Source organism: Vibrio sp. TRT 21S02 (genome assembly GCF_050113675.1).
Lineage (GTDB): Bacteria > Pseudomonadota > Gammaproteobacteria > Enterobacterales > Vibrionaceae > Vibrio.
The window spans coordinates 1-15,037 of sequence record NZ_JBNJOI010000021.1 but is presented as its reverse complement, the minus strand read 5'-3'; the positions used below and the strand labels follow the sequence as shown (position 1 = coordinate 15,037).

Below are 15,037 nucleotides of genomic sequence, written 5' to 3'. Positions count from 1 at the left end.
TACGTGAGATCACACTCCGCTTTTTCGCATTCATAGAATTGCACTAATAACGGTGCAATTTTGTGCGAACAACTTGCTTTTACACCTATCTTTAAGTGATTCAGTTCACAAATATAAGGCGTAGAAAAGTACGCTTCGCGAAATAAGTAAAAAACGGGCCTCTGATCAATAACCGTAGTGATCGAGTTCCGTTACCATCCGCCCAATCCTCCGGGAATAGATTGATAACCCAAGATATAACGTGCTCATCCGAAGCACTGAAGATATAAGAACAGGATGTAAGAAGATGTGGATTCCTTCGAAGTTAACTCGTCCTGGGCGCTTGCATAATGCGATTGTACGTCCAAGAGTACTCGACATACTCCAGCAAGCACCTTGCTACAAACTTATTTTGTTTCGCTCACCGGCTGGTTATGGCAAAACCACCATGGCAGCACAGTGGTTAGCGGATAAACCTAATGTCGGCTGGTACAGCATTGATGAAAGCGACAACGACTCATTTCGCTTTATGAACTACCTGCTTAAAGCCTTGAACAAAGCCACCAATGATGCCTGCCCAAACTCGCAGAAATTAGCTGAAAAACGCCAGTTTTCTTCCCTGCACTCCCTTTTCGGCGAAGTGTTTGCTGAAATGTCGCAATTTCATCAAGAGTGCTACTTGGTACTCGACGATTATCATTTGATCGCAGAAGACGATATTCACGAAGCGATGCGCTTTTTCCTTAAACATATGCCCGACAATCTCACACTGGTTGTGACCAGTCGCGCCGCGCCTCCACTTGGTACAGCAAACTTACGTGTTCGTGATTTAATGATTGAGATTGGTAACGATCTCTTGGCCTTTGATACCGAAGAAACAACCCGCTTCTTCAATCAACGAGTCGCTGACGGCATTGATGATGTCACGGCAGATAGCCTCCGCCATTACGTTGAAGGTTGGCCATCCGCCTTGCAGTTAATCGCGCTGCAAGCACAGCATCAAAGACGTACCCTCGCGCAATCAGCAGAATCCGTTTCCCAGTTTAATCACGGTCACCTGTGGGATTATCTAGTTGAAGAAGTGTTTGATTTGCTCGACCAAGAAACCCGCCAGTTTCTGATGCAGTGTTCCGTGCTCGACCATTTTAACGATGCGTTAGTGTCAGCACTGACCAAGCGCGACGATGCTCTCAGTATGATTGAATCCCTCAACCGTTTTGGTTTGTTCATTCATCCGTTGGAAGGGGAGCAGAATTGGTTCCGATTCCACAATCTATTTGCCGAATTTCTCTCTCACGAACGATTAGCGCGTATTCCACAACAAGAACAAGAGTTACATGAGGCAGCCGCCCACGCGTGGTTGAGCCAAGCCTCACCGCATCAAGCACTGCGCCATGCACGAAAAGCTCGCAACGGCCAACTAGTCGCAGATATCTTGACTCAATATGGCTGGAAAATGTTCAACCACGGTGAGTTGCAAACCTTGGAACGTGCCATTAACGCTTTGAAACCTGAACAGCTTTATAGCGAACCTAAACTGTGTATGCTGCAGGCATGGCTTGCACAAAGTCAGCATCGCTATGACGATGTCGGCGATCTACTGAAAAAAGCCGATGACCAAATGAACGCGTTTAACGTGCAGCTCTCTACTAATGAGCAGGGTGAGTTCAATGCACTGAGAGCACAGGTCGCCATTAACCAAAACGAACCAGAAAAAGCATTAGAGCTGGCAGAGTTGGCCTTAAGCCAACTCGACAGCACAGTTTACCGCAGTCGAATCGTCGCCACTTCGGTGGTGGGCGAAGTCAATCACGTACTCGGGCAACTGAGCCGTGCACTGCCGATGATGCAGCAAACAGAGAAACTGGCGCGCCAATATCAGGTCTACCATCAAGCGCTTTGGGCCATGTTGCAGCAGAGCGAAATTTTGATCGCTCAAGGTTATGTTCAGGCAGCATATGAAGTGCAAGACAATGCCTTTCGTCTGATTGAAGAGCAGCAGTTACATCAAGTGCCATTGCATGAATTTTTGCTGCGGGTTCGCGCCCAGATCCTCTGGTGCTGGAATCGACTTGATGAAGCGGAAGAGTGTTCGTACAAAGGACTTGATGTGCTGGGTAACCATTCACCGAGTAAGCACTTACATAGCTACTCGATGTTGGCACGTATAGCCATTGGCCGAGGAGAGTTGGATAAAGCAGCCAAGTTTATCGATCAAATTGTCCATCTGCTAAAACAGTCAACCTACCATGTTGACTGGACAGCCAATGCCTCTCTATCGTTAATTCTATACTGGCAAGCCCGTGGAGATATGGAATCCATTCAACACTGGCTCAAAACGACGACTCGACCAGAGAAAGCGTGCAACCACTTCACTCAGCTACAATGGCGCAATATTGCTCGTGCGTATATCAATTTGGGTGAGCTTGAAAAAGCCCACGAGACACTGGATTTCTTGCAACAACAAGCCCAAGAAAACCAGTTGATCACCGATACCAACCGTAACTTGATTGTTGAAGCGGTACTGGCTGCCACAGAAGAAAACGAAGAAGCTGCACGAGCGTTATTAAAGCAAGCATTGGAGCTGACCAACCAAACTGGGATTTTAGGCAACTTCCTAGTAGATGGCAGCAAAATTGGTCATATTTTAGAGAAATTAAGCCACAAATCGGAGCTGGGTGATTTGGAGCGCCACCGTGCGCAGAAGCTCACCAAAGAGATTTCCACCACGCAACGCAGTCGCTCTGTCCACTTTGATGAAGAGTTTGTAGAAAAGTTAGTGAACCACCCAAATATTCCGGAATTGGTTCGCACTAGCCCACTAACTCAGCGTGAATGGCAGGTGCTTGGACTGATCTATTCTGGCTTTAGTAACGAGCAAATTGCACAAGAGCTTGATGTGGCCGGCACCACCATTAAAACTCACATTCGAAACCTCTATCAAAAGCTGAATATCGCCAATCGAAAAGAAGCAATATCAACTGCGGAAAACCTTCTTCAATTGATGGGGTACTAAACAGAAAAAGCCCTGAACACGTTCAGGGCTTTTACTCATCTGTTCTTTAATTGTATGCCCTTGCGAGCCTTCCTTGACCGCTATAAACATAGGAATGGCTATTGTTACCGATCAATATCGAGTCACCAGTTTTCAGCGCTAATTCTTGCTCTCCTGAAGAAATCACCACATTACCTTCAATACAAAACAGAATTTCTGCACTGCGAATGAATTGAATTTTACCGACATGATCGACCGTGATGATATCAAGGCTAAAGTCATCCACTGGGATCGGAAAACTTTGGCGATCTTCTTTCGAAACTGGACTTACTTTTAATGCATCCGCGCACACGGGAATAAACGCGGTGTTATCAATTAGCTCTGGAATATCTATAAATTTCGTAGTTAATCCTGCCCGCAACACGTTATCCGAATTGGCCATCAACTCTAACCCGGTTCCCTGAACATACGCATGCGGTGTTTCAGCATGCAAGAACATCGCCTCTCCGGGCTCAAGTTCAATCGTGTTCAAAATCAGCGGAGACAGCAACCCGATATCATCTTGATAGTGTTGCATGAACTCTCGAATATAGTGATACGCTTCTCTTAGCTGAGCAGTCTTCGCTGGCCTATTTAGCGAGGTATATAGCTCCGTCAATACGCGTTCTTTACGCATTTCATCCAACGACATAATGGTGGTAAAGAACTGTTTTAACCCTGCGGAGTTGGGCGTCGACTCCAGCAAATCCAGCTGTGGTTCCAACGAATACAACCCTGCCTGACGAAACAGCGATACGATCTGCGCTATCGGGCGAAAGCCGTTCATCGCGCGGTAAAAGGTCAGTGCATATACCAGCTCCGGTTTATGGTTCGGATCTTTGTAACTGCGGTTCGGCGCGTCCAACGGTAAACCTTGTTGGTTTTCTCGGGCAAAACCAATTTCCGCTTTTTCTTTTCTTGGATGAACCTGAATCGACAATGGCGTTTCTGCAGCCAACACTTTGAACAAGAAAGGCAATTCGCCATACCTTGCCGTCGTATAGTCCCCTAACAGGCCCAATTTGTCGGCATTAATCACTTCAGAAATATGGCACTGCGTTTCCGATACTTTAGAGCACCCTGCCGGGTGAGCCCCCATCCAGATTTCCGCCATCGGTTCATTGGTTGGGTTCGTGATACCAAACAGCTCGGTGACGGACTGTTTGCTCCCCCACGCGTAGTGTTTAATTACATTATCAAGCTTATACAATGACATAATGCTCACTCTCTTGTTGTGGTCATTCACCAGTCAACTGAGCTTGTATCGCGGCAATCAATGCCGCCACACCCGCTTCAACCTTACTTCTTGGGCATCCAAGATTTAAACGCACATATGCCTTTCCAACATCGCCATACGTACTGCCCTGCATGATTGCCACATCATACTGATCAATTAACGTCCGGTTTAACGCCGCCATATCCAGCGGTAACGAAGAAAGGTCTATCCAAGCAAGATAAGTTGCTTCCGGCGGTTGATAATTGATTTGCGGTATCGCTGAATTTAGGGCCGTTTGTACATATTTGTGGTTACCAAGCACATAGTCATTTAGTGCATCCAACCACTCATGCCCTTTTTGGTAGGCAGTCATGGTTGCGAGCACACCGAGAATCGCTGGCGAAGAAAGCCCATCAACATGCTTGAGTTTAAATAAGTAATCATCACGACATTGCTGATCGGGAATGATGGCATACGCACCAGTTAGGGCTGGGATATTGAACGACTTACTCGCCGAGCTCACCAATGCCCATGGCATTTCAAGCCCAAAACCTTGCCATGGTGTGTGCGGTTTGAACGCAATATCCATATGAATTTCATCGGAGATCACGGCCACTTTGTGTCGCTGGCACAGCTTGGCAATGCGTATTAATTCTTCTTTGCTCCACACTCGCCCCGTTGGGTTGTGTGGGCTACACAATAAGAAAATCCGGTTATTTGGATCAGCCAGTTGCTGCTCAAGCTCACACCAGTTGATACTGAACTGACCATGCTCTTTGAGCAGTGAGCTTGGAACACACACGCGCTGCTGGCCGGCAATCATGCGATCAAACGCATCGTAGCCGGGCGCGTGGTATACCACGCCTTGTCCTGGCTTGCTCCATTGTTGGATCAAACTAGAGATGATGTAGATAACCGAAGGGCCATAAACGATCGCTTGTTCGTCAAACATGGCATCAAAACGCCGATGAAACCATGCGGTTACTGCAGATCTAAAGTCGCGGTGATTCCAGCGGCTGTAACCAAGAACCGGATGCTCCAAACGTTGTTTCAAGACATCTAGAACAACATTCGGTGCTGCGAAATCCATATCCGAGATTGTGAAAGGCAATAAACCTTCCTTACCAAATCTATCTTGCACATAGTCCCATTGCGTGCAGTAGGTCCCCGTACGATCAATTGAGGTATCAAAGTCATACTGATGAGTCATTACCGTCTCCTCATTCCCCCTTGCATTACCGCAAGGGGGAATGTTGTTTTAGCTGGCAGTCATCAAAGACTGAATTTCATTTTTGACGAGATGAACCTGCGTCCCGATCACCACCTGCAAGTTATGCTCATCCAGTTTCACCACCCCCAACGCACCGTGCGCTTTCAAACTAGCATCGTTGACCAAGGACATATCTTTAACCGATAAGCGCAAACGGGTAATACAGTTGTCTAACGCAGTAATGTTATCTTTCCCACCTAAAGCTGCCAGTACTGCCGCACCTTTGCCTGATTCATTGATAAAACTTGCCTCAAGTTCTTTGTCAACTTCTGCGGTATCGACTTCACGGCCAGGGGTTTTGAGGTTGAATCTGAGAATAGCAAAACGGAACACACTGTAATAAACCGCAAACCAAATACCAGCAACAACAGGCACTAAGTACCACTTGGTAGCTGTCCCTTGCAGAACCCCAAAGACGAGGAAGTCAATTAGGTTGCCATCGGTATTCCCGATAGTGACTTCCAGCATGCCCATGATCATGAAGCCAAGACCCGTGAGTATCGCGTGAATGAAGTAAAGTACCGGAGCAACGAATAAGAACAGGAACTCTAATGGCTCAGTAATACCACCGACCATACACGCTACAACACCTGAAATAAGCAGTGCTTTAATTTTATGGCGACTTTCCGGCTTGGCGCAGTGGTACATCGCCAAAGCCGCACCCGGTAACCCGCCAAGGAAAGTCGGCATTTTTCCTTGTGATAAGAACGCTGTGACTTCAGGCGTAAAGCTTTGCGTGGTTGGGCATGATAGTTCCGCATAAAAGATATTCAGTGCACCAGATACCGTGTGATTACACACCTCCATTGTGCCACCCGCTTCTGTAAAGCGGATCAGCGCCACCAAAATATGGTGCAAACCAATTGGTAGTAGTAGGCGTTCACCAGTACCAAACAGCATTGGACCGAAGTCCCCAGCACCAGCAATCGCATAACCGATGCCGTTGATGCCTTTTGCAAAATATGGCCAGATAAATGGAATAAGAACACCGACGATACCTAATACGATGGCAGAGATAATCGGGACAAAACGCGCACCACCAAAGAACGCCAGAGCATCTGGCATTTTAAAGGTGTAGTAACGCTGGTGAAGACGAGCCACAATGATGCCCACCATGACCGCACCTAGGATCCCTGTATCAATGGACTCAATACCGATAATGCTTTTGACACCGTAGGCACTGCGCTGCGCTTCATCGGCCAGCACACCATTGACGGTTAGAAAGAAATTGATCGCTAGATTGAACGCCGCGTATCCGACAAAACCCGAGAAAGCCGCTACCCCTTTTTCTTCACGAGCTAGACCGAGAGGGATCGCAATGGCAAACATTACTGGTAGGTAAATAAATGCGACCAAACCGATTTTGGTCATCCACATAAATAGGTATTGCAAGATCGTATTATCGAGCAGAGGTATCGCTTCTTGAATAGCGGTGCTCGACAATGAACTCCCTACCCCAAGCAAAATACCTGAAAAGGCAAGCAGGGCGACAGGCAGCATAAATGTCTTTCCTAAACTCTGTAGAAATTCCCACATTGTGGTTTTATTAGCATTGCTGGACATAACAACTCTCCGAGGATGAGAACGTAGGGTTTTATTTTGTTTATGCAACCGAACTTACACCGCTAAAATTTTTGGTAAAACGTTTTATCAATTTATTTGTGATCCAGTTATATTTCTTTCGATTGTTATGTGATCGCCCTTTAATAATCAGGACAATACCTGTATGTTTTCCTGATGAAACGTTTCTTCAATTACTAGTAGGCTTATGTCATCCAAAAAAGTGACCATTACCGAAGTTGCGAAACACGCTGGCGTCTCTGTCACCACGGTTTCAATGGTGTTGAGCAATAAGGGACGTATCTCCCCAGACACCGCGAAAAAAGTGAATCAAGCTGTTGAAGCCCTGGGATATATTCGCAACCGTGCTGCTGCTAACTTGCGCTCCAATACCAGCGAAATCATTGGTCTAATCTTGAGAGACATTAGCGATCCTTACTATGCGGAAGTGGCGGCTGGGCTAAGTGAAGAAGCCGAAAAACAAGGCTATATGCTGTTTTTAGCGCAATGTGGCGAGAGTCAGGAAAAGTTTGATCATTGCTTGAAAACCCTTGCTCACCAAGGCGTAGGTGGGGTTGCATTTTGTCCTGTTGGTGAAAATCAGCAATTTGATATCGACCAACTCAACACCTTTAAGCTGCCTTTGGTGTGTATTTCTCGCGCGTCTGTCGATAAGCAAGTCGATTATGTCGGCCCCGACAATAGCTATGCAGCAAAACTGGCCACGGAGCACCTGATCAAACAGGGGCATCGTTGCATCGCCTATGTTGGCGGGCAAAGCAATTCACTGTCTCGGGCTGAACGGATTGGGGGCTATTGCAGTACCCTAGTGCAATTTGGTTTGCCATTTAAGACAGAGTGGGTTGTTGAATGTCAAAAGACTCAAGCCTCTGCGGCGCAAACGGTACAACAGTTATTGTCGGAGCATCCTCAAGTCACCGCCGTGCTTTGCCACCATTCAGCAACGGCTCTAGGTGCAGTATATGGGATCAATCGTGCAGGAAGACAGGTGGGTAAAGATCAGTTTGTCGGCGAACAAGTTTCCGTTATTGGTTTTGATGATGTGGAAGCCGCAGAGCTTATCGAACCACCACTGACTTTCGTTAATTCCAATGCCAGAGAAATGGGAAAACAAGCGGCGAGACGTTTAATTGAAAACATGAACTCCGAGCAACATCAGCCTCATAGTTTAATTCTTCCTCCAAGTCTGATCATAAGGGCCTCTGCATAATTTCCTTAACTCCTTATGAAAAAAGCCAGCGTTATACGCTGGCTTTGAACAAGGTAAATACCTGCTTTAACGAATTGATGCTGGCAGTGACGCCGCTTCCATCGTAATGGTTGCACCCCATGAAGGTTCGTCACGCTCTTCTTTCACAAAACCACGGTTAGTCAACCAAGACACTTTCGTGTCTGTTGTTAAAATCGCTGGGTAATAAGTTTCGCTGCTGACTTTACACGCTTCTATAGTTCCAGCGCCGACCATCACTTCTTCTTTGCCAAGGTAGGTTTCTTGGTAGTCGAATACGGCTAATGACCAAATATCTGTCATGTCTGTCAGTGGTGTTTCTACCGTTACCGTTCTCACCCCTGGTCTGATTTCCAATGCAGGATAAACACTGTAATCAAACTCAGACGCTAAAGGCATATTGGTCGCACTGCCAAACAGCGCAGGTACATTCAGCAATTTTTCAGTATCTGCAATCACCAGAGGCAGAACGGCTTTTGCCGTCCCCCAGCCAAACGAACCATCTGGATTAAACCCTTCTTGACCTAAGTAATGATCCGCTGAGCTGTAAGCATTTTCATGACCAATCACATCACCCACACTGTCTTTCATCGTGACACGCGTTTTCTCAAGTGCGCCTTGCATGTCGGTGATCCAGCTTGGCAGGCCTGTCACCAAAGTCACATCGTCTAGCCAAGAGAACGTGCTGCCTTAGAACTCAAACTCATAACTAAAGCTTTGAGGTAAGCCATCATTTGCCCATGGCACGGCACGCTGCACATCGTAGACAGTAACATCACCAATCGCTGCTTGATAACCAGCATCAGGTAGTGAGTCCAAACACGCTTGTAGGTTGAGTGGGGTTGGTTCTGGTTGTGGCAGCGGCTCTGGCTTAACAAAGTTATCCAGAATGAACTGTTTCGTTGCCGCATCAAAGATGTACTCTTCACTGCCACGCTCTGCCGCAACGTGCCAAGTGATACGTACAAAACCATCAACCACAGCAAGATAGGTCGCGTTATCCGCACCGTAGTTTGACCATTTGGCCTGCGCTTTCACAGATGTCGGTAGTGTCACTTTGCGAAGCTGCTGACCATTGACTGTGATGTCTTCCCATGAACCTGCATCAGCAAATTTAGTAAACGGTGCACTCCAATCCCAAGAGCGTTCGTAGTAAACAACGGTACCATCAGCCAATAACTGAGCAAAAATATCACCATTACTCATACCCGCCATCGGGATCAGATCAGCATTGTTGGTTGCACCATCGCGATCGCTCTCATCCTGCGCTAAGGTGTCAGCCAATGTGGCTAACCATGTATCAGCCCCCTCTTTAAAGGCGCTAATACCATTACACATATTGTTGAGTGCAGCATAACGATCTGGGTTACTGGCGATACACCAATCCCCTTTATTGAATGAATAGAAGCCATCATTCACACTTTGCACAGACAACTTATACGCTACCGCATTATCAGGGAATGTCAGTGCAGTTGGCATGACTTGCCCCCATACCCCTTCATCCGCAGTTTTGTTCATGATTGAACCAACGTTCAAACCACTCACATCAACCTGCTTAGCACTCGCACGCTCATTCAGTACCGGAGTCGCCATTTCAAGTTCTATGGATGCATCATCGTTCACTTTGATGCTGACGATGGTGTCGTTTTCAGCAACCCAACCACCTTCACCCAATACCATTTGATTCGTATTGATCGGTTGTGGTTTTGATGGATAGAACTGCTCTGCAACGTAATCATAATGATGCTCAACATCAGAGACTGAATCATCCGCTTCAAGCTTTAACGTACCGTACTCTAAACGAAGATCTTGATCAGCAACATCAGCGCCACCAAACCAGTTGAGGCCATCGTCTTTCACAAGCTCGCCAAGATCAGTGACAACAGCCTGCTTATTGGCCTCATTTTCATTCACTTTGTCGGCTAGATTGCTTTCATCCAAACCAATATGATCGCGGTTGATGTCGGACGCAATCGCAGATGGGTCAAAGCTGTCACCAGCAGCATCGATGTTCGCCACTACATTCTCAAGCACACGAGTAACTTCTTCAACGATCAAAGAGGTAAGCGCTTCAACCGTGATACCCGCTCCAGCTGCTGCTTGCGTTAGCGCATCAGTGTTGTCTGCCATCACTGAAGCCGTAACTTGAGCAACGCGGTGCAAATTTGCATATTCCGCTTGTTCAGCCGCATCAAATTGGTCAGAGTTTTTCGCTTCAATGTAGTCTTGTGTGAGGTCTAACGTTGTGCCCAACTTTGCCTGAATCGCTGTTTTCGCTTCTTCTAAGGTTGAGCCTTTTTCAACTTCATTTTGTACTAAGGTAGTTAGCGGACTAATGAATGAAGAACCCGGAGGTGCAGTCAGTTTGTAACTCTTGCTCAAAACGACATCTGGGTTATCAGTGTCAATTGTTTGACCCGCAACCACTTCTATTAACAGAACACCTTGATCGATTTGCTCTTGAGTAAGCCCATCAATCGTAAATTCACCGTCATCACCTGTTGTGGCATTCGGTTCATCATCATCACAAACTTTATTGTCATTTAAGTCCAAACACGCATTAGCCCCTACCAGATAACCGTCAGCGGCCTTGGCAGTTAAAGACGTTGTATTGGTCGACGTATCTGTACCTGAACTACCTGTATCCGTGCTATCACTACCACATGCTGCTAGTCCTAGCGCGATCGCGACAGCTAAAAGTGAACGTTGAGAATTCATCTTACCTCTCCGTAATTAATCATCGATGAAAATCCATAAACCAGACATGCATTCACAAAATAACTAGTAACCATACAGCATGTTACAAATCCATTGCCTGCAGTTCACAAACATAACAGTAGAGTCAATATTCAAATATGGGCATACTGTGTTTTTGCGAGTCAGATTTTTGACATTAATATCACTTTGCGTATCACTTCCCAAAAGCAGAAAATTTAATATTTACTAACAAGAAATCAGTAGGTTGATGTTATAAAAAACTGCGACATAATCCTGCTTTGTTATACCTAAACATAAACGTTAAACCGAGCTTCAAAGGTATAAAAAAGCCCAAAGATCACTTTGGGCTAAAAAGCAGTAGAATGCGTCACGCACCCCTAATAACAAATGTCAGACTAAAAGTTATAGATGAGTGTCAGCTCAATACGTGCAATATCATCACTAATCGGTATTCAGATCGGCATAAAGCTTGTACTGATGCTCTATTTTGACAATCTCCACATGCGGCCATTCAAGTGTATGACAGAGCTTCAATTGGTTATTGCTGTGTAATATGAAAAAAGCGCCGATCGGCGCTTTTTTTAGAATTTCTTCGGAGCAAATCCCGTCATCACATTCAAATGTAGCTCTTTACCAAGCTTGGTCATTGGGTGTACTACCACGAGCCCTTTTACCGATTTCTTCAACTTCCCAAGATCCGCTTGTTCTGCTTTCGTGATCTCACGAGAAAATGGCATATCCAGTAAGCTCTTACGCTCTTTGTTCATGTCATATTTTTGCTTACTTTTTAAAGAGTTTGCTTTCTTTTCCAGCTTTGCCAAATCATCAGTAAACTTACTGATCATCTCATTATCGCCACGAGCTTGGGCAGCATTGAGCTTGTGTCGGCAAGTATCAATGCGGTTATTCAACTGCTGGATTTCATTTTTTAAGCTCATGATTTCGACTCTTTATCGGTAAATGGGCGCGGAGTATAACACGAAGCCGCATGGCTCTCTATTTCTACAGGCATAAGGCGCTATTTTATGTCAGTATTGACAGCAAATATAAATAAACCAACGTTTATAAGGATAACTTATGCGCGTCACCGTAACCTTGCCGTTACTGATTTCAGTCTTATCGCCTGCCGCCCTTGCTCAACAAAATATTATCATCGACTACGCTACCCCTCAGTCACAAGAGGAGCACAACATCAAAGTGCGCCTAAAGCAGAGTGGCGTGAATGACACTGTTATAGCCCTTTCCGAGCAGTATTTTCCCTTCAATCAAGCACTAACCATTCAATATGGTGGTCAAGAGGGCCCGATGTACGATCCACAAAGTCATAAAGTACATATCCCCTATTCTTTTTACAGCGAAGCCTTAGACCACTTCACCAAAAATAAGTACGCCGAGCGATTTGGTAAACCAGAGAGAGAAGGTGTGATTGACACTATTCTCCACACGCTTTTACATGAAGCAGGCCATGCCTATATTGCTGACCAAAATATTCCCGTTTTAATGCTGCACTATGTCGACGGTGGTGCGGATGCTGCAATCAGCGCTGCCGATATGTTCGCATTTGAGTCAGAGGATCGGCCAGATTATTACGATTTTGGGGAGTATATTGACGAACATAGCTTCGATCTTCAGCGATATTTCTCCACCTTGTGCTTAGTTTATGGCAGCGCCCCAGAAAAACATCAATCGCTACTTGATGAAATCGAAAATGACTATTTGACTGAACGAAAAGAGTTTTGCATCTACCAATTTGACGCCATCAGTAGTAACTGGCATCACTACTTCAAACAAGAACAAAATACAGATTAATTTGCTAGAGGTAGCCATAAACTACCTCTTTTTGATTAGAATAGTTAAAACTATCTAAACCCATGAATTTTATACGGTTTCAAACCACCTCGCCATTAGAACTAAAGTCCAATCTCATTTTCTAAACAAATAGTTCAAGATTCATCTTCATTGGTCGAAAAATTAGCTAACCTTTAGTTTATAAAATCACCTAAACCGAAGGCAAAACACAACAATCATAAATGCCATCATAAACGGCTATATAAAAAGACAGGATGTACCTATGAGTCTCACTATTAGAACCCGACTTTATGTTCTCTCGCTTGTGCCTCTACTCGTAATTGCACTAGGTATGCTCACGTTTACCTATATGAAAACGACAGAATTAAACGATCAACAAATCGAAGTGACCCGCTCTAACATGATGAACATGAAAAAAGCGGAGTTAAAAAACTATATTCAAATGGCAAAATCCGCCGTTCAGCCATTCTTGGATCGTGGTGCAACTCTGGAAGAAGCGCTACCAACATTAAAGCAACTTGAATACGGTGAATCAGGTTATGTCTTTGGCTACGACTCTAAAGGGGTACGAGTCGTTGTGGGTAAAAGTGACAAGGGCGTCGGCGACAATTTCTATAACCTTCAAGACAAGCAAGGTAATTATTTAATCCAAGATCTGTTAAAGAACGCCAAAACTGGTGATTTCACCACTTACTACTTCCCTAAGCCAGGTCAAACTGAAGCACTACCTAAATTGAGCTACTCCATTTTTGTTCCTGAGTGGGATTTAATGCTGGGAACTGGTTTCTACACTGATGATATCGATGCAATCGTCAAAGAGATGGAAGATGCCACCACTGAGGCGCTACAAACCACACTGTCTGCCATCATCGTCTTTTGCTTGGTTATCGCTTTAGGGGTTGCAGCCTTCGCAGTTGCAGTAAACCGCACCATTATGCGCCCACTCGAATTATTTGATGCGTCAATCAGCTCTTTTGCCAGTGGTGATGCCGACCTAACGGCACGTATGGAGAATTTCAAGGCTCCTGAATTTGCAAAACTTAGCCAAAATTTCAATGCCTTTGTCGAAAGCCTTCAACAGATCATTCGCCAAGTGAGCCAAGCAGGCCAGCAAGTCGTGGCTGAGACCGACAACATGTCTCACCGTGCAGCGCAAGTGGATGAAATTGCTTCTGGTCAACGCTCTGAAACAGAGCAAGTGGCAACAGCAATGACCGAAATGACAACGACCGCACAAGAGATCTCAAGCAACGCCAATCAAGCCGCACAATCAGCAAGGGATGCCGATGACAACGCCAAAGATGCCCAAAATATTGTGAATTCTGCTGCGAAATCCGTTGAGAGTTTAGCCGGTGAAGTATCTCAAGCTAATGACGTAGTTTCACGACTAGAAGGTGACGTACAGAATATTTCCTCTTCACTGGAGGTAATTCAAGACATTGCAGAACAGACCAACCTGCTTGCGTTAAATGCAGCCATTGAGGCCGCTCGAGCCGGAGAACAAGGTCGCGGATTTGCCGTCGTTGCCGACGAAGTTCGTAAACTTGCCAGCAGAACACAAGACAGTACTGGCGAAATTCACCAAATGATAGAGCAGTTGAAGGCTGCTTCTGATGCCGCTGTAAAAGCTATGGAATCGAGTCAAAACCGCAGTGCCAGCACCGTAGAAGAAGCCAATGCCGCCGCAGAAGCGCTGGTTAAAATTCAACAATCTATTGGTACCATCATGGATATGAACTCACTCATCGCAACTGCGACAGAGGAGCAAAGTATTGTCGGACAAGAAATCTCACAGCGTGTCGTGGTTATCTCAGACCAAAGCTCTCAATCTGCCGATCTCGCCAACGAGAACCGTGCCGGTAGCCAAAACCTCAACCATACCGCTAACGAGTTGTACGACTTGGTTGCACGATTCAAAGTTTAAACCGATATTTACACTGTAAAATATAGCCACGGTGAACACCGTGGCTTTTTTATACCGCTTCTTTTTCACATAAACTTGCCTGTAGAAGCAATAACTTGCTCAAAACTGGGCAGCTTATTGCTTAACTCAATCTAACTTACTGATTCTACGGACCTTAATCCTTGGCATCCCCTTTGCTCTATCCCCTTCGTTCAATCACAAACTCATTCAAAAATGGATTAAAGGAAGGATTACGATGCCAACTCCATGTTATATCTCTATCGAAGGTCAGGTTCAGG

General features: G+C 45.6%; 10 protein-coding genes. 4 read left to right on the top strand and 6 right to left on the bottom strand.

Annotation, left to right across the window (positions count from 1 at the left end):
* Positions 1-286 precede the first annotated feature (286 nt).
* Complete coding sequence (malT, locus tag ACQEXU_RS19245) at positions 287-2,995, top strand: HTH-type transcriptional regulator MalT (protein WP_427011958.1); 2,709 nt, start codon at positions 287-289, stop codon at positions 2,993-2,995.
* Between the two features lie 46 nt (positions 2,996-3,041).
* Here malT and manA read toward each other — a convergent pair whose 3' ends face one another.
* From manA to malX, 3 genes are read right to left on the bottom strand one after another with little or no spacing between them, the layout of a single operon-like run.
* Positions 3,042-4,229, bottom strand: coding sequence for a mannose-6-phosphate isomerase, class I (manA, locus tag ACQEXU_RS19240; protein ID WP_427011957.1), 1,188 nt, complete (start codon positions 4,227-4,229; stop codon positions 3,042-3,044).
* A 22-nt stretch (positions 4,230-4,251) separates the two neighbouring features.
* Positions 4,252-5,439: a MalY/PatB family protein gene (locus ACQEXU_RS19235; RefSeq protein ID WP_427011956.1), complete on the bottom strand. Its 1,188-nt coding sequence runs from the start codon at positions 5,437-5,439 to the stop codon at positions 4,252-4,254.
* 48 nt (positions 5,440-5,487) lie between these two features.
* Entirely contained in the window at positions 5,488-7,062 is a 1,575-nt protein-coding gene (gene malX, locus ACQEXU_RS19230) for a maltose/glucose-specific PTS transporter subunit IIBC (RefSeq protein WP_427011955.1), read from the bottom strand.
* A 205-nt stretch (positions 7,063-7,267) separates the two neighbouring features.
* Between malX and malI the strand changes: the two genes are divergently transcribed.
* Entirely contained in the window at positions 7,268-8,290 is a 1,023-nt protein-coding gene (gene malI, locus ACQEXU_RS19225; RefSeq protein WP_427011954.1) for a Mal regulon transcriptional regulator MalI, read from the top strand.
* A 66-nt stretch (positions 8,291-8,356) separates the two neighbouring features.
* Here the strand turns inward: malI and ACQEXU_RS19220 are convergent, their stop codons facing one another.
* From ACQEXU_RS19220 to ACQEXU_RS19210, 3 genes are all read right to left on the bottom strand, one after another.
* Positions 8,357-8,971, bottom strand: a complete 615-nt coding sequence (locus ACQEXU_RS19220; protein ID WP_427011953.1) for a hypothetical protein — start codon at positions 8,969-8,971, stop codon at positions 8,357-8,359.
* A 27-nt stretch (positions 8,972-8,998) separates the two neighbouring features.
* The gene (locus tag ACQEXU_RS19215; RefSeq protein ID WP_427011952.1) at positions 8,999-11,026 is read right to left on the bottom strand and encodes a hypothetical protein; all 2,028 of its coding nucleotides are present in this window, start codon (positions 11,024-11,026) and stop codon (positions 8,999-9,001) included.
* 581 nt (positions 11,027-11,607) lie between these two features.
* Positions 11,608-11,964 (bottom strand): YibL family ribosome-associated protein, encoded by a 357-nt coding sequence (locus ACQEXU_RS19210; RefSeq protein ID WP_367990455.1) that lies wholly within the window; start codon positions 11,962-11,964, stop codon positions 11,608-11,610.
* Between the two features lie 139 nt (positions 11,965-12,103).
* Here ACQEXU_RS19210 and ACQEXU_RS19205 point away from each other — a divergent pair, with 139 nt between their 5' ends.
* Together ACQEXU_RS19205 and ACQEXU_RS19200 are read left to right on the top strand one after the other, a co-directional pair.
* On the top strand, positions 12,104-12,835 hold the full coding sequence (locus ACQEXU_RS19205; RefSeq protein ID WP_427011951.1) for a DUF4344 domain-containing metallopeptidase: 732 nt from the start codon (positions 12,104-12,106) through the stop codon (positions 12,833-12,835).
* Positions 12,836-13,097: 262 nt separating this feature from the next.
* On the top strand, positions 13,098-14,759 hold the full coding sequence (locus ACQEXU_RS19200) for a methyl-accepting chemotaxis protein (RefSeq protein WP_427011950.1): 1,662 nt from the start codon (positions 13,098-13,100) through the stop codon (positions 14,757-14,759).
* The last annotated feature ends 278 nt before the right edge of the window (positions 14,760-15,037 follow it).